This window comes from Sorangium sp. So ce448, assembly GCF_051520915.1.
Lineage (GTDB): Bacteria > Myxococcota_A > Polyangia > Polyangiales > Polyangiaceae > Sorangium > Sorangium cellulosum_B.
This window is the reverse complement of record NZ_CP150343.1, coordinates 5,970,737-5,985,453: the sequence shown is the minus strand read 5'-3', so window position 1 is coordinate 5,985,453 and position 14,717 is coordinate 5,970,737. Positions and strand designations below refer to the sequence as shown.

Here is a 14,717-nt window from a genome sequence, read left to right as displayed (position 1 = left end):
CTGGTTCAGGCCGGCTCCACCTCGAGATCCTGCGTGATGGTGACGCCCGCGGCCCGGTAGGGCGCGAGCGCCTCCTTCGACACGCCGCGCTCGGTGAAGAGCCACGTGAGCTCGCTCAGCGGCGCGACCACGTACGGCGACACCGTGCCGAGCTTGTCCGCGGTCACCAGCGCGACGACCTCGGCCGACGCCTCCACCATCGCCCGCTTCACGTACGACTCGTCCAGATCCAGCGTGGTGACGCCGAACGTGGGATCGAGCGTGCACACCCCGAGGTAGCAGAGGTCCGCCCGGATCTGGCGCACCCCCGCGATGGTCACCCCGTCGGCGGCGGCCAGCGGATCCTTGCGCACGCGCCCGCCCAGCAGGACCACCTCCACCCGCGGGTGCTCCGAGAGCGCGATGGCGACAGGAGGGCTGTTGGTCACGACCGTCGCCTCGAGATCGCGCGGGAGGTGGCGCGCCACGGCCACGTTGGTCGTCCCGCTGTCGATGAACACGACCTGACCCCGCTTGATCAACGTCGCCGCGGCCCGCGCGAGCTCTTCCTTGGCCTTCGGCCGCTCCCGCTCGCGCGCAGGGAAGCTCGGGTTCACCCGCGAGACGGGCAGGCCGCCGCCGTGAACCCGCTGCAAGAGCCCCTCGTTCGCCATCTCGCGCAGATCGCGCCGGATCGTGTCCTCCGAGACCCCGAAGGCACGGCTCAGCTCCGCCGCCACCACCTTCCCGTCACGTTCCAGTACCGCGAGAATATGCTGGCGCCGCTCGGCCACCATCAGGCCGGAGGTGTCTGCGTTGTTTTGCACGGTTGTTCCTGTTTATGCACGAAGTTGCTTGCTCCGGACCAATCCGGCCCCATGATCTTTCCCTGATGTTCACGAAAATGCACGAACCTTCCGGGGAGCCTCCAACTTTCAACGCCGTCCTCCGGACGGCCTTCCCCGGGCCGCGGCTGTGCGCCAGCGGCTCGCCTGGTCCTGCGCGGGGGGTGCCGTGATGGGCGCCTCCCTCTCGGTCGTCGACGACGTCGCGCGCGCCCGCCGCGCCGTCTCGGTCATGTTCGTGGCGAACGGCATCGCCTTCGCGTCCTGGGCCGCGCGTGTCCCTGCGGTCCGCGAGCGGCTCGGGCTGCGCGACGGCCTGCTCGGCCTCGCCCTGCTCGGCCTCGCCTGCGGCGCGCTGCTCGCCTTCCGCGCCGCCGGGCCGCTCGTGGCCCGCTTCGGGAGCCGGCGCATCACCCGGGTCTCGGCCCTGCTCCTGTGCGCGGCGCTGCCCCTGCCCGCGCTCGCCCCTTCCTTCGCGGCGCTCGTCGCGGCCCTGCTGCTGCTCGGCGTGTGCAACGGCCTCATGGATGTCGCGATGAACGCGCAGGCCGTCGAGGTCGAGCGGCGCTCCGGTCGGCCCATCCTCGCCTCCGTCCACGGCATGTTCAGCCTCGGCGGGCTGATCGGGGCGGCCCTTGGCGCGCTCGCTGCCGACCGGGCGCTGCCGCCCGCGGCGCACCTCGCCGCCGTCGCCGCCGTCCTCGCCGCGGCCGTCGCGCGCGAGGGCAGGGCGCTCTCGGCCGACGCGCGCCTCGAGCCCGCGACCGCGGCCGTCCCCGGGACCGCACGCTCGACAGGGCTCCTCCTGCTCGGCCTCGTCGCGTTCTGCTCGTCCGTGGGTGAGGGCGCGATGGCCAACTGGTCGGCCGTCTACCTCCGCGACGAGCTCCACACCACCGCGGCCTTCGCGGCGACCGGCTACGCTGCGTTCTCGCTGGCGATGCTCGTCGGGCGGTTCTCGGGGGACGGGCTGACGCAGCGGTTCGGCGCCGATCGGGTCGTGCGCGCGGCCGGGGTCGTGGTCGCAGCCGGGCTTGGCGCGGCGCTGGTCGCCAACGCCCCCATCGCCATGCTGCTGGGGTTCGGGTGCGTGGGCGCCGGACTGTCCGTCGTGGTGCCGCTGGTCTTCCGCGCCGGGGCGAGCGCCCCCGGCGTCGCGCCCGGCAAGGCGCTGGCGACGCTCGCCACCCTGTCGTACGGCGGCTTTCTCGTCGGGCCTCCGGCCATCGGCCTTGTCTCCGATCGCCTCACCCTGCGCGGCGGCCTCGCCCTCGTCGTCGCGCTGGCCCTCGTGATCGTCGCGCTGGGCCCGGCGGTCATCCGCGGGCCCGCCTCCCGCGCCCCCGCCGCCCGCACGCCCGCGCGCCCGCAGGTGATCAGGGCGCACTGACCGCGGGCACCCCGCGCGTCTCCGCCCGCTTCGGGGCGATGGATTGTGAGCTGCTCTCGCCGACGGTTCAGCGCTTGCGCCACACCGTCGCCAGCCACGGCTGCTCCTCGCGCGGCCGGCCCGCCGGTCGATAGTAGTGCTCGATCTCCTCGAACCCGGCGGCGGTCACGTGCTCCCGCCACCGCTCTAGCGACCAGGTACAGCCGTACCGATCGCCCGACCACCCCTCCCGATCGTCGCCGCGCGGGTTCGAGCTGAAGAGGACGCCGCGCGGGCGGAGCGCGGCGTGGAGCTCGCGGAGCACGCGCGGCAGCTCCTTGCTCGGCACGTGGAACAGCGACGCGTTGGCGAATATCCCGTCGAAGCGCCCGGCCTCGAGGTCGAGGTGCAGGAAGTCCTGGTGGAGCACCTCGCAGCCCGCGTGCCGCCGCGCCATCTCGACGAACCGCGCGGAGCCGTCGAGGCCGACCGGGGTGTGCCCCGCGGCCCGGAACGCCGCGAGGTCGCGCCCGGGGCCACAGCCGAGATCGAGGATCGTGAACGGGCCCGCCCCCTCCAGGGCCGCGAGCAGCGCGGCGCGGTTCTGCGAGACGTCGTGATCGCGCGTGCCCTCCCAGAACGAAAGGGCGTGATCGTCGTAGTGAGCCAGCGTTTTCTCGGTGAGCGCGGAGTGCCGGGGGGCGCTGTCGTCGTGCATGGCGGCAGTGTGGGCCCGGAGCGCCCGGCCGAAAAGGATCGGATGCGCTCGTGGCGCAGCCGCCGCGTGGCCCGCGTACGCCCGCCCGTTCGGCGCTATCCCTCCGTGCCGCGCGCGCCTACCCTGAGGGCGGCGCATGCACGGACCCACCGGATCGACCCCTCCTCCGTACCGCGTGTCGATGCCGTTCCGCGCGCTCAACGCGGTGGGGGCGCGGATGGGGCGCTCGGCCCTGCGCGCGCTCGCTCCCCTGGACGTCGATGTCCTGTTCGAGCGCGCCCGGCGGCATACGGGCCTGACCGATCCCGGCGAGGGCTGGTTCTGGGAGGGGCTGCGGGTCCTCTCCGCCTCGCTCGAGGACGAGGCCGATCTGGCCCTTCTCGGGAGGCTCGGCTTCGGCGACGAGATCGAGCGGCAGATCGCGAATCGCCTGCTGCTGCGGGAGGACGTGCGGAGCGAGCCGCGCATCGCCGAGCAGCGCACGCCGCGCCCGGTCTTCATCGTCGGTTATCCGCGGACCGGCACGACGCTGCTGCACAACCTGATGATCCTGCACCCGGACGCGCACGCGCCGCGCTTCTGGCGGCTCCAGGCGCCGTCGCCGCCGGTCCGTCCCGAGCACGAGGCACGCGACCCCCGGCGCGCGGCGGCGAGGCGCCGCGTCCGCTTCGCGCACGCCGTCTGTCCGATCTTTGCCACCATCCACGAGCTCTCCGCGGACGGCCCGGAAGAGTGCGTGTTCCTGATGCAGAACACCCTTCTCCCCTGTGTCCGCGCCGAGACGCCGTCGTACCGGAGGTGGGCGCTCGCGCAGGACCTCGTCCCGGACTACCAGCATCACCGCCGCCAGCTGCAGGTCTTGCAATGGGGGCGCCCCGAGGGGCGCTGGGTGCTCAAGTCTCCCTTCCACCTGCCGTCGATCGCCGCGCTCCTGCAGGTGTATCCGGACGCGTGCATCGTGATGACGCACCGGGATCCGCTCCGGGTCGTGCCGTCGTTCTGCAGCCTCGTCGCGGCCGCGCGCGCGATGCACCAGCGGCGGGTCGATCCGCGCGCGGTCGGCCTGGGGGCCCTCGAGCTGCTCGGCGCCATGATGGACCGCTTCCTCGAGGCCCGCGCGCGGCTCGATCCGGCGCGGTTCTTCGACGCGAGCTACGAGGAGCTGACCGCGGATCCCGCCGGGCTGGTGCGGCGCATCCACGAGCGCTTCGGCCTCGGGTTCGACGGCGCTGCCGCCGCGCGGATCGAGGGGTGGATGCGCGAGCACCCGCAGCACCGCTGCGGGGTCCATCGCTACGCCCTCGACGAGTTCGGGCTCACCGAGCGGGAGGTGCTGGACCGGTTCGGCGGTTACCTGGAGCGGTTCGGCGAGCTCGCCGCGGGGAAGCCAGGGCGGGGCTGAGCCGGAGAGCGGGAGCGCGGTATTCCGGGCTCAGGCGGCGTCGAGCCATGCCTCGAGCTCGGCGGCGAACGCCGCCGGCGCGTCGAGCATCAGCCAGTGGCTGGTCTCCGGCAGCACGACCGCCGTGAGCGCGGGCCTCAGCGTGTGCAGGCTCTGCGGCCATGCGTTCGAGGGGGCGAGGATGGCGTGGGCGCGGGCGCCCGGGGCGGTGAGGTAGCGGTCCAGCGCGTTCACCGCCTCGAACTCCAGCAAATGCCGGGACATGCCGAGCATCCGGTCGTGCGGCGTGGCGGCGACGCGCGCCAGCACCGTCTCCCGGGTCGCGGGCGTGCTGCCCGCGAGCGCCTCGCTGAAGGTGGCAACGGCGGTGTCACGCCAGCCGTCCGCCGCGAGGGCGGCGAGGTAGGGCGGGAAGTGCTGGGCCTGGACCTCCGCCGGGATCTGCGTGAAATCCCGGGGCGGGTCTGCGAGCAGGAGGCGCGCGACCCGCTCCGGATGGTCGGCCGCGACGGCGAGCGCCACGAGCGCGCCGTAGCTGTGGCCGACGAGCGCCACGCGGGGGAGCGCCAGGGCGTCGAGGACCGCGAGCACGTCGGCCGCGCACGCGGAGGGAGCGTAGTCCGCGTCGGGCGGGGGCTCCGACGCGCCGTGCCCCCGGAGATCGATGGCCACCGCGCGCCGCCGGCCGGCGACGTGCGCGAGCGGCGCCTCCCAGAAGCCGGCGTGACCGACCATGCCGTGCACGAGCACGACCGGCGGCGCCTCGCTCGAGGGACCCGCGCCCGCGGCGGCAGGAGCGCCCGTGGCCGGATGATCGACGATGTGGAGCGCGCCCGCAGGGCCCGCGACGGTCAGGGAACGCATGTGCGTCTATTACCTCGGTGTGTGGGGCCGCGTGAAGGGGCCGTGTTGCGCTGCGAGGGCGGAGCGTAGGCGAGGCGCCTGTTCGAAGCAAAGGTGCTCTCCCAGGAGCGCGTCGCCGTGGGCTACACGCAGGTCGATGTCCTCGGAGCCGAGGAGAGCCGTTCGCCCGGCCGATACGGCTCCTCCGGGAGCACGGGTTCGAGGTGAACGAAATGCCTGTTGACGATCAGGCTCCCGCAGCGCGCCCCGGAGATCACCTTCTCGCTCTTTTCCATGAGACCGTGAGTTGGCCCGCCGTCCGCTCCCCGGGACCAGGGGAGGGCTCGAGTTCGTCCCATGTCCCACGCGACGGACACCCTCTCCGGGGGCCGGGCGGCTCGGCGGCGTCCCAACCACCCAGACGCGAGCCTGCCTGTGCCGCGAGCCGCTACGCCTCGGCGCGGTGCAGCTTCTGGACGAACGCCGCGAGCCCCGGCGGCGACGACGTGAAGTGGATGCGCACGACGTCGTCGGCGCGCGCGTCGAGCTCGATCACCTTCGCATGCAGCTCCCCGCCGAGCTGCTCGGCGAGCGCGCCGGACGGGTGGATCTGGAGGTTCGTGAAGGGCGCGGGCCGGGGATGGATCCGCAGCACGGCGCCGAAGGGCGAGAGCCCGAGGATGAAGGCGGACTGCGGCTCGCCCTCCACCCGCTTTCCCGCGAGGCGCGCGCACACGACCGGCAGCGGCGACGAGAGCGAGAGGATCTCGACCCGCCGCTCGGGCAGGTAGAGCCGCTCGGGGTTGTCGAGGCCCAGCACCTCGTGGACAAGCACGCGGTTCGAGAACCCCTTGACGGCCAGCGCGTGGCTCTGGCCGAGCAGGAGCCCCGCGCCGGCGGCGCGGCGCGTGGTGTCCGCGATGAGGATCTGGCGGCCCACCGTGCACGACTCGATGCGGGACGTCAGGTTCACCTGGGCGCCGACAACGCCGTATTTCGTGCGCGCCTCGGAGCCGATGTTGCCGACGACGACCGGGCCGGTGTTGAGCGCGATGCCCATCTGCAGCGTCGGCAGGCCCTCGGCGCTGTTCTTCTCGTTCACCGCGTCCATCGCGATCTGCATCTCCAGCGCGCAGGCGACCGCGCGGCGGGTGTCGTCGCCCGCCGGGAACGGGGCGCCGAAGAGCGCGAGGATCGCGTCGCCGATGAACTCGATGATCGTGCCGCCGCGCGCGACGATGATGCGCGCCATCTCGCCGAGGTAGCCGTTCAGGAGCCGCATGACGACGTCGGGCGGCATGTTCTCGGTCATCGTCGTGAAGCTGCGGAGGTCCGTCATCATGATGGTCACCTCGCGCTCCTCGCCGCCGAGGAGCTGGGCCTCGGGCGAGGAGAGCAGCCGGTTCACCACGTCGTCGCTCAGGTAGCGGCCGAACGTCTTGCGGATGAACTCGCTCTTGACCGACAGCTCCGCCGCGAGCTGCGAGAGCTGCTCGCGCGAGCGCTTCAGCGTGAGCTGCGTGTCGAGCCGCCCGAGCAGGATGTCGAAGTCGATCGGCTTCGTCACGTGGTCGTTGGCGCCGAGCTTGAGCGACTCGACGACGTCCTCGCTCGCGCCGCGCGTCGTCACCATGATCACGGGGAGCTCGGCCTGCGACCGGCTCTGGCGCAGCGCGGAGAGCACGCCGAGGCCGCTGATCCCGGGCATGTTCACGTCGAGCAGCACGGCGTCGAAGCGCTCGCGCGCGGCGAGCCCGAGCGCGCGAGGTCCGTCCTCGGCGGAGGCGGTGCGGTAGCCGTTGTTCTGCAGCACCCGGCAGAGGACGTCGCGGTTGCCTCGGCTGTCGTCGACCACGAGGATGGTGCCGCGCCCGCTGCCCTCGATCTCGGCGTGGACCGCGGGCTCCTCGTGCGGGGAGGGGATGCTGACCTTCACGCTCGACGGCGCGTCCTCGTCGCCGTTCTCCATCGCCTGCACGATGGTGAGCAGCTTGCGCGACGCGAGCTCGATGTTGCGGATGTCCTCGATGTGCTGCGGCGCGACCTTGCCCTGCAGCGACGCCACGAGCAGGCGCGTGTAGCCGAGGATCTGGTTGATGGGCGTGTACGGGTCGTGGCCTCCGCCGTGCGGCTCGTGGAGCCGCTGCGGCTCGCGCCCCACGGTCGACCTGGCCGGCGGCGCGGGCTGATGCGCGGGCAGCCCGCCGGTCGCCGTGCGCCTGGCCGGCGACGACGCCGGCGCGTGGCCACGGCCGGCGTCGTCGTGGCGCGACCCCTCCGGGACACGCGAGCTCGGCGGCTCGGGCGGCTGGGTCGCGGGCGCCGCGGGGGCGCCCTCGGGCGGGTCCCACCGGTCGAACGGATCCTGCAAGGTGTAGCCGCTGCGCGCCGCGGCCGCGGCCGCGGCGGTCGGCCGCTCTCGCCAGCCGCGCGCCTCCTGCGACGCATAGACGCCGTGAGGAGAGAGCGGGACGCTCGGCCGATCTCGCCGAACGCGCGCGTCGGCCGGGAAGTGGCTGCCGCGCGCCGGCGGCGGCGCGTGCTGCTGAGGAGGCGGGAGGGTGCTGCCCCCGCGGTTCGATGCGGGCGCCGGCGGCAGGGCGCTGCCGCTGCCGGCGCTGTTGCGTGTCGGAGGCGGCGCTGACGGCAGGGCGCTGCTGCTGGCGCTGGCGCGCGACGGGATCGTCTCCGGCGGGGTCCCTCGCGACGGCACGGGGCTGACCGTTGCCTTCTTGTGCGCGTCCTTGTCGGAGGGGGATCGGCTCATGGTTCCGGCGATTCTACGCCTGCGCGCGTAGACGCAACCATCGATGACACCCGCGCTTCATTTTTTATCGCACCCCTACGCCTCAGCTTCAGCCTCGGCGCGGGTGGATTTCCTCCGCCGGCGTACGCGCCAGCTCCGCGGGTGTCCAGGCCGTCCTCGGCTGGGTGAACTCTTTCAGTGAGCCGGCATCCACAAGACGAGAGGCTTCAATCCTCCTCCAGAAGACAACCCGTCTGTCGCGGCGCGTGATCCGGGGAAGCGCGAGCGCAGCGCGCGGGCGGAGCTCCGGACAGGCCCGCCCTCCGACGTCGGACGACGCCGGCACCCCAATGGGTCTTGCCCCGTCCTCGTGATTCCCGCGCTGGATGGAGACACGAGCGCCACCCTCCGTGCTGTCCGGACGGTGGTTGTGGAGGTAAAATGAAAGACTTTTTTCGAAGTCAAGAGGTGTTGAGCCTCTCTCCCCGGGGGCTCATCTGGCGTGGCGAGGTGAGCTCATGGATGAAGCCGCAGTGGATCACGAGCCATGGCCGCACGACAGGCACGCTTGTTCCCGGGCTCCCCACCTGTTCATCAGGTGGCCTACCTTCAACTCCGTTGTTCAGCGTCACCGCGCGCGAGGACGGGTGCTTTCGACCGGGCGGAGGAACCTGGCGCTCGGCATGCGCTCATGCGCCGACACCGGCGCACGGCGGGTGTCCGTCCATGCGGCCGTATCGCACGGGAGTGCTCCGTGGCCCCTGCGCTCCTGGGGGATGTAAGAGATGTAAGAGACGGGTTGGCTTCAATGTGCGCGGGTGCGCGACACGCGCCCAGGCGGGACTCAGGCGCGACTCAGGTTCGACTGACGTGGCGGAGAGCACTTTGTTTCTCTTGCAGAGGCAATGAAGGCGTCGTAGTGATCTATTTACGCCATTCGGGCGAGTTGTCGGCTGGAGCTGACGGAACCACCGGCTCCGGCCTGTGCGAGAAGGAGTAGCAGAGGTATGCCCCTGCACACCGGACAGATGGTGACGCCTTCGCTGAGGCTCGTGCGCATCCTCCGGCGCGGCGGGATGGGGAGCATCTGGGTTGCGGATAGGCTTCCGCTGAAGGCTCAGGTGGCCGTGAAGTTCATGTCGCCCGAGTACGCGGATGACCCGGGCTACGTCGAGCGGTTCCGGCGAGAGGCGGTCGCAGCGGCGCAGATCACGAGCCCGCACGTCGCGCAGGTCCTCGATCACGGATTGACGGCCGAGGGCATGCCGTACATCGCGATGGAGCTCCTCCGCGGCGACGACCTGAGGACCCGTATCAGCCGCCAGGGCCGGCTGCCGCTCGGCGAGGTGGCGCGTATCGTGACGCAGGCGGCCAAGGCGCTCGGGCAGGCGCACCGCCTCGGCATCGTCCACCGCGACATCAAGCCGGACAACCTGTTCCTGACCCAGGTGGACGGGGAGACCTTCGTCAAGGTGCTTGACTTCGGTATCGCCAAGCGGGTCCGGGACCTGCGGGTCACCTCGACGGGGAACGTGGTCGGGACGCCGCTGTACATGAGCCCGGAGCAGCTCGTCAGCCCGAGGGATCTCGATTTCCGTGCGGATCTCTGGTCGCTCGGCGTCGTCGCCTACCATGCCATGACGGGGCGGACCCCGTTCTCCGGAGAGACGCTCGCGGCGCTCACGCTCGCCGTGCACAGGGGGCGGTTCACGCCCCCCAGCGCGCACCGGATCGACGTGCCGGCCGCCGTCGACGAGTGGGTGGCGAGGGCCCTGCAGCAGGATCCGAGCGCGCGCTTCGGGTCGGCGAAGGAGATGGCAGAGGCGCTGGAGCGCGCGCTGTCGTCGCGCAAGTGGGGCACCGAGACGCCGGCTCCGGCGGCCGGGGACGCGGCTGTGGAGAGCGTTGTCGAGGCGCCGCCCGTGAGCTCGCAGGACGGCGTGGTCACCCGGCGCAACCCTGTCATGACGTCCCCGTCGATACCGGTCGTGGAGGCGGATCTCTGCGAGGACGAGGGCGGAGATGGCACGACGGCGGTCCTGGGCGCGGGGTCGAGCCGAAAGAAGCGCAAGAGGCCATCCGCGCGGCTCGCGGCGGCCGCCGCGATCGGCGCCGTGCTGGCCGGCGCCAGCCTGTTCTTCGGCGTCCGGCTCGCCGCGCCCGCCGCCGACAGCGCCGCGCTGGCCGCCGTTGCCCCCCGCGCCGGGCTGGCGAGCTCGACCGAGTCGACGCTCCTCGCCAGCGTCGTGGACGCACCCCGGCCGCTGCTCGCGCCGGAGCTCCAGGAGCCGGTCCAGGCCGCTGCGGCGCAGCCCGAGAGCGCGCCCGCCAGCGAGGCCTCGCGGTCGACAACGAAGAAGAAGCCCTCCGTGCGCCCCGCACGATCCCCCGGGCGGACCAAGACCATCCCGTCCACCGGGCGGCAGACCCGACGCATCAAGCCCTTTCCCCGCAACGACATCGCGATGCACCGGTAGCGCTCCCGGCGCTGCTCATCGCCATGCACGGGCACGCGCGAGCGCCCGGCGCGGGGGGCCGTCGTCGCCGTCGTCGTCGCGAACGCGCTCTGGGTCGTCGACAGCGCGCTCCTCCTCGCGCTCGGCTGGTTCGAGCCGACGGCGATCGGCTACGCGTTCGTCGCGGCGCAGGCGCTCGCCGTCGCGCTCTTCGCGGAGGCGCAGGTCATCGGGCTGCGCCGCGCGCAGGCGGCCGCCTGAGAGCCCTCATCTCGCCGGCAGGAGCCGGTCAGCCCCGGCGCCGATCCACGCGAGCGCGCGGCGCGTCCGGTCCTTCGCCTCGCCCTCGATGACGTCGCCGTGGGCGACGACGACGCGCTCGAACTCCCACGCGAGGACGTCGGCGACGCTGCGCGCCGCCGCGGCGCGGTCCCTCATGAGCACGCGCCACACGTGGTCCTGGGCGGTCTTCCTCCACACGCCGCCCACCCAGAGGAAGACCTTCATGGCGAAGCTGCGGGCCTCATGCACGTTGAAGAGGAGATCCGTCACGATGAGCGTCCGCGACCGCGCGTGCAGGAAGACGTGCTCCGCGATGTACGGCACGCCTTCGACGAGGCGTACGCCGAGATCGTCGCCGATCTCCGGCGCCACGCCGGATCGGGGCAGGGGGGTGAAGCGGAGGCCGGAGAGCTTCTTCTCGAGCCCGGGCGTCCCGAGCACGCTCGCGCGCGGCCAGCGCTCGGTCGCGGCCCTCAAGAAGACGTGGTGGAGGCAGCTCGGGGCGACGAGGGCGCGCACCTCGCCGAGCGCGTCGATCTCCCGGGCGGTGTCGTCATCGAACGCCAGCGGCGAGTGGATGACGAGCCCGCCGTCGGCCCGCCTCACGACCGTCGTGCGCGCCGGAAGATCGCCGAACGGCAGCCGGAAGTCCCTCTCGTACGCCCACACCTCGTCGGCGATCGCCCGCAGCATGCCGTCATGCAAAGCCGCGCGTGATCGTGGTGTCAAGGCGCGTCCCCCCGGGGACTCGAAGCAGGCCTACCGCCTCCGCTCGGCCTCGATGGCGGCCTGCACCGCAGGGCGGGCGCCGACGCGCTCCCTGTAGCGGCCGAGGACGGGCCATCCGCCGAGATCGACGCCCGCGAACCTCGTCCACGTCGTCACGGTATAGAGGTACGCGTCCGCCACCGTGAACCGCTCGCCGAGGAGGTACGTCGCGCCCTCGAGGCGGTGCGCCACGTAGGCGAAGCGCCGGCCGAGCAGCGCCCTCGCCGCGCTCTTCTGCTCGTCCGGCGCCCGCGGCCTGAAGAGCGGCGAGAACTGCTTGTGCAGCTCGGTGCTGATGAAGCTCAGCCACTCCTGCAGCCGGTAGCGGTCCAGGGTGCCGGCCGGGGGCGCGAGCCCGGACTCGGGCCTCCGATCGGCGATGTACTGGACGATCACCGGCCCCTCGGTGAGCACCTCGCCGCCCTCGATCTCGAGCGCGGGCACGTAGCCCTTGGGGTTGATCAAGGTGAAGTCGGCGCCCGACCGGGTCTTCTTCGTGCCGAGGTGGACCTGCTCGAGCTCGAACTGGAGGCCGGCCTCGCGCAGCGCGATGTGCGGCGAGAGCGAGCAGGCGCCAGGGCTGAAATAGAGCTTCATCGTGTTCTGCACAGGAGGAGCGAGAGGAGCGCGGGCGCCGAACGCTACTTCAGGGTGTCGGGATCGACGCCGAGCTCCCGGAGCCTCGCTGCCAGCCGCATTGCCTGCTGCTCGGCGGACTCGGCGCGCTGCTCTGCGGACTCGGCGCGCTGCTCGGCGGACTCGGCCCGTTTCGCGAGCTCCTTGCCAGCCGGCACGAGCTCTCCCTCGGGGGTGAAGAAGCGGAGCTGTCCCTCCTCGACGCCAAGGAAGAGCTCGAGCTGAGCGCTCCAGAGGCGTCCGGAAGCATCGGGGGAGAGCGGCTCGTACTGCCCATCGACGAGGTGGAAGCCCGAGAACTCGAGCGTGTCTGGATGGAACCAGAAGTAGTCCGGCGTCCGGAAGACGTCCTGGTAAATCTGCTTCTTGAGGCCGCGATCGGTGCCCTCGGTGCTCTCCGAGAGCACCTCCACGATCACGTTCGGATACCGGCCGTCCTCTTCCCAGACGACCCAGCTCTTGCGTGGCCTCCGCTCGGTGCCGAGCACGACGAAGAAATCCGGGCCCCGGAAGTGCTCGGCCTTGAGCTGCCTGGGGCTGAAGTAGATGGTCAGGTTCCCCGCGGCGAAGAAGTCGGCCCGGTCCTTCCAGAAGAGCTCCAGGCTCTCGAGCAGCACGATCATCTGGACGAGGTGCTGGTAGGTCTCCATCGGGGGCTCGTTGCTGTACAGATCGCCCGGCGGAGCGACGACGCTCGGGTCGACGATCTCCGCCGGCATCGCGAAGGCGAGGGACGTCATGTCGGAAGCCTGCCGGAGGATCCACCTCGCAGCAAGGTTCGCGGCGCACCTCGACGCGTCCGCGTAGCCGCTCGACAGCTTGACGATCCTGGGTGGTGATCATTTCGAAATCCGCCCTTCTGTGGCGTCCCCGCCAGGGTGCCTCGTGTTCGTCCTGCCCGGCCAGCGCAGCGTCCGTCGCTGCCGCACGCCGGCGCGCGGTGGCACCGCGCGCTCGAGCTCAGCTCGCTCGCGTCCGGTCGCGCGAGGGCCGCCCTCGGCGACGGCTCGGCGCTACGGCGTGCGCGCGCAGCGCACGCCGACGCCGTAGTCGCCGCGATAGTTCGCCGGATCGTAGGAGACCGCCGAGCGATTCGACGACAGGAGATACGGCATCAGCCCCGTGTGGAAGCCGCCTCCAGGCAGCACCCGGTTCGTGGCGCCGGTGAGGTTTGCGCAGTCCTCGCAGGGGCTCACGTAGTTCGCGTAGACGTCGAGGTTCCACTCCCACACGCTGCCCGAGAGATCCCACTGTCCATAGCGCCCGACGCCGCGCGGCGTGCTCCCGACGTCCGGCACGTTCACGACGCCCGTACAAGTGCCCCGCCTGCCGCTCGGATAGTAGCAATCGTAGATCGCGTACTGGTTGCCAGATCCGGGATCCATCGAGCCCCAGGGATACATGCGCTGCTCGTCTCCACCGGCGGTTGCGTATTTCCATTCGGCCTCGGTCGGTAGAAAGCCGCCGTCCCAGATGCAGAAGGCGTGGGCCTCGTACCAGTTCATGAACGTGAGCGGCAGCATCTCGTTGTCGCCGGCGTTCGCCGTCCAGGTGCCGTACACGGTGGGGGTCAGGTTCTTGGTCCACGTGGCTGCCGCGCCCTGGCCCGTCGGAATGTACCTGTTCCAGCTAGCACTACTGCGGGAAGTCGGAGGGGGAAGCGAACCGCCATGGCGCCAAGGGCGCCAAGAAACCAGGGACATGAGAGGGAAAAATGCCGGGACGGCACTCCTTCTTCGCCCTTGGCGACCTTGGCGCCATGGCGGTTTTTCTGCCGATCCGGGGCAACTTTCCGCAGTAGTGCTAGAGTTCCACCCGGACTCGAAGCTTCCGCGCTTCGCGCTATCGGCCACGCCCTGGCCGTCGTTCAAATGCATGTGTTTGCCGCTGCCCGCAGCGGGCGGAGAGCCGCCGGCGACCAGGTAATTGACATACTGTCGGAAGCGGCCCACGGTCATCTCGTATTTATCCAGGCGAAATGAGCTCACCGTCGCGGGATCTCTCGTGTTGGTCGCTCCGCTGCCGTTGTTGCTGTACGTTCGGTAGAACGTGCCGCCCGTGACCAGAAGGGTGGTGCAGCAGCTCTCGATACCGTCCGGGCCGCACGTCGAGAGCCCTGGTCCGCCGGGCGCGCAGCTCGATGGCTCGTTGACGCTCGCGCTGCCACCGGATCCACCGCTGCCACCGCTCCTCGCCGAGACCGAGCCGCTGCCCTGACCGCTCGTACTGTTGCCGCCGCTGGATGTACCCGCGCCTCCGCTGCTGCTGCTCGTGGTACCACCGCTGTTCCTGGCACCTCCGCTGCTCGTGGTGCCCCCGCCGCCCGCGTCACCCGGGCTCGATCCATCGGCGTCGTCGCTGCCGCACGCCGCAGCGCCGACAGCGAGAGCGAACGCGGCGCACCACGCACCATGCCGCTGCCGCCCGCGTTCACGGAGCGACGATTCCGGCGCTCCATCAGACGAGAAACCACTCCAGCGTGTACCATATCCCGCTCTATTGTCTGTCTTTCTCGGACAAGGTATGTGAACGTGTCCCGCCAGGGGCGAGAACCACACGATTGTGGGTGCGCTGCGCGCCTACGCATCCCTTGCCTGAGAATGCCGGCCAACGAGCCTCGAGAGGCGCTTCTACTCGCGGGGTTGGGTCGCTACACTCTGCGGTGGGGCATGG

General features: G+C 71.5%; 12 protein-coding genes. 4 read left to right on the top strand and 8 right to left on the bottom strand.

Annotated features, from left to right (window positions below):
* Window positions 1-5: 5 nt before the first annotated feature.
* On the bottom strand, window positions 6-806 hold the full coding sequence (locus tag WMF45_RS22525) for a DeoR/GlpR family DNA-binding transcription regulator (RefSeq protein WP_437718903.1): 801 nt from the start codon (window positions 804-806) through the stop codon (window positions 6-8).
* 190 nt (window positions 807-996) lie between these two features.
* On the opposite strand from WMF45_RS22525, the gene WMF45_RS22520 reads away from it, so the two are divergent.
* Entirely contained in the window at window positions 997-2,214 is a 1,218-nt protein-coding gene (locus tag WMF45_RS22520) for an MFS transporter (RefSeq protein ID WP_437718902.1), read from the top strand.
* Window positions 2,215-2,281: 67 nt separating this feature from the next.
* Here WMF45_RS22520 and WMF45_RS22515 read toward each other — a convergent pair whose 3' ends face one another.
* Window positions 2,282-2,911, bottom strand: coding sequence for a class I SAM-dependent methyltransferase (locus WMF45_RS22515; RefSeq protein ID WP_437718901.1), 630 nt, complete (start codon window positions 2,909-2,911; stop codon window positions 2,282-2,284).
* Between the two features lie 136 nt (window positions 2,912-3,047).
* On the opposite strand from WMF45_RS22515, the gene WMF45_RS22510 reads away from it, so the two are divergent.
* On the top strand, window positions 3,048-4,313 hold the full coding sequence (locus WMF45_RS22510; RefSeq protein ID WP_437718900.1) for a sulfotransferase family protein: 1,266 nt from the start codon (window positions 3,048-3,050) through the stop codon (window positions 4,311-4,313).
* 30 nt (window positions 4,314-4,343) lie between these two features.
* Here WMF45_RS22510 and WMF45_RS22505 read toward each other — a convergent pair whose 3' ends face one another.
* Window positions 4,344-5,177, bottom strand: a complete 834-nt coding sequence (locus WMF45_RS22505) for an alpha/beta fold hydrolase (RefSeq protein WP_437718899.1) — start codon at window positions 5,175-5,177, stop codon at window positions 4,344-4,346.
* A gap of 427 nt (window positions 5,178-5,604) precedes the next feature.
* Window positions 5,605-7,923: an adenylate/guanylate cyclase domain-containing protein gene (locus tag WMF45_RS22500; RefSeq protein WP_437718898.1), complete on the bottom strand. Its 2,319-nt coding sequence runs from the start codon at window positions 7,921-7,923 to the stop codon at window positions 5,605-5,607.
* A 986-nt stretch (window positions 7,924-8,909) separates the two neighbouring features.
* On the opposite strand from WMF45_RS22500, the gene WMF45_RS22495 reads away from it, so the two are divergent.
* Complete coding sequence (locus WMF45_RS22495) at window positions 8,910-10,379, top strand: protein kinase domain-containing protein (RefSeq protein ID WP_437718897.1); 1,470 nt, start codon at window positions 8,910-8,912, stop codon at window positions 10,377-10,379.
* Window positions 10,380-10,625: 246 nt separating this feature from the next.
* Here the strand turns inward: WMF45_RS22495 and WMF45_RS22490 are convergent, their stop codons facing one another.
* The 4 genes from WMF45_RS22490 to WMF45_RS22475 all read right to left on the bottom strand — a co-directional run bounded on the left by WMF45_RS22490 (window position 10,626) and on the right by WMF45_RS22475 (window position 14,110).
* Complete coding sequence (locus WMF45_RS22490) at window positions 10,626-11,333, bottom strand: DUF4336 domain-containing protein (protein WP_437718896.1); 708 nt, start codon at window positions 11,331-11,333, stop codon at window positions 10,626-10,628.
* Window positions 11,334-11,399: 66 nt separating this feature from the next.
* Complete coding sequence (gene gstA / locus WMF45_RS22485; protein WP_437719566.1) at window positions 11,400-12,005, bottom strand: glutathione transferase GstA; 606 nt, start codon at window positions 12,003-12,005, stop codon at window positions 11,400-11,402.
* Between the two features lie 44 nt (window positions 12,006-12,049).
* Entirely contained in the window at window positions 12,050-12,784 is a 735-nt protein-coding gene (locus WMF45_RS22480) for a Uma2 family endonuclease (RefSeq protein WP_437718895.1), read from the bottom strand.
* 273 nt (window positions 12,785-13,057) lie between these two features.
* Entirely contained in the window at window positions 13,058-14,110 is a 1,053-nt protein-coding gene (locus tag WMF45_RS22475; RefSeq protein WP_437719565.1) for a formylglycine-generating enzyme family protein, read from the bottom strand.
* Between WMF45_RS22475 and WMF45_RS22470 the strand changes: the two genes are divergently transcribed.
* The gene (locus WMF45_RS22470) at window positions 14,103-14,261 is read left to right on the top strand and encodes a hypothetical protein (protein ID WP_437719700.1); all 159 of its coding nucleotides are present in this window, start codon (window positions 14,103-14,105) and stop codon (window positions 14,259-14,261) included. The two genes, WMF45_RS22475 and WMF45_RS22470, sit on opposite strands and share 8 nt — an antisense overlap.
* The last annotated feature ends 456 nt before the right edge of the window (window positions 14,262-14,717 follow it).

Bases quoted from the DNA above. Each gene is read 5' to 3' on its own strand.
- WMF45_RS22520 (WP_437718902.1), top strand. From the start codon at position 997: ATGGGCGCCTCCCTCTCGGTCGTCGACGACGTCGCGCGCGCCCGCCGC.
- WMF45_RS22515 (WP_437718901.1), bottom strand. From the start codon at position 2,911: ATGCACGACGACAGCGCCCCCCGGCACTCCGCGCTCACCGAGAAAACG.
- WMF45_RS22510 (WP_437718900.1), top strand. From the start codon at position 3,048: ATGCACGGACCCACCGGATCGACCCCTCCTCCGTACCGCGTGTCGATG.
- WMF45_RS22505 (WP_437718899.1), bottom strand. From the start codon at position 5,177: ATGCGTTCCCTGACCGTCGCGGGCCCTGCGGGCGCGCTCCACATCGTC.
- WMF45_RS22500 (WP_437718898.1), bottom strand. From the start codon at position 7,923: ATGAGCCGATCCCCCTCCGACAAGGACGCGCACAAGAAGGCAACGGTC.
- WMF45_RS22495 (WP_437718897.1), top strand. From the start codon at position 8,910: ATGCCCCTGCACACCGGACAGATGGTGACGCCTTCGCTGAGGCTCGTG.
- WMF45_RS22490 (WP_437718896.1), bottom strand. From the start codon at position 11,333: ATGCTGCGGGCGATCGCCGACGAGGTGTGGGCGTACGAGAGGGACTTC.
- gstA (WP_437719566.1), bottom strand. From the start codon at position 12,005: ATGAAGCTCTATTTCAGCCCTGGCGCCTGCTCGCTCTCGCCGCACATC.
- WMF45_RS22480 (WP_437718895.1), bottom strand. From the start codon at position 12,784: ATGACGTCCCTCGCCTTCGCGATGCCGGCGGAGATCGTCGACCCGAGC.